This is a genomic window from Escherichia sp. AM3, assembly GCF_032029835.1.
Taxonomy (GTDB): Bacteria; Pseudomonadota; Gammaproteobacteria; order Enterobacterales; family Enterobacteriaceae; genus Escherichia; species Escherichia coli.
Genome location: NZ_JAVUPQ010000859.1, coordinates 1 through 290, shown reverse-complemented (window position 1 = coordinate 290; position 290 = coordinate 1). Strand labels below are relative to the sequence as shown.

At 58.3% G+C, this 290-nt stretch carries 1 pseudogene; it reads left to right on the top strand.

The window, feature by feature from the left end:
- Window positions 1–11: 11 nt before the first annotated feature.
- Window positions 12–290 (top strand): annotated as a pseudogene (locus RTW80_RS28730) (conjugal transfer protein TraK); the annotation flags it as partial.

Sequence of the window (290 nt, the reverse complement as noted above, 5' to 3'; positions counted from 1 at the left end):
CAGGAATGCCCATGAAATTTCGCATTTCACCGGCAGCTGCTGCTCTGTTTCTTGCAGCGGGCTTATTCACAGGCGGCCTCCGGGCCGCTTCCGCACCCGCAGCCATACCGGTTGAGAATGACGCCGCCTTTAACGTCACGCTCAGCAACACCAACCCGAGCAAGGTTGTTGTCGACGGAGAACTCATAACCAGCATCAGCGGACCAACCGGTGCCTACGACCAGAGCACAACCGATGACGGAGCACTTATCCTGTCCCCCCTCGTCGGCCAGAACTTCACGCTGTTCATC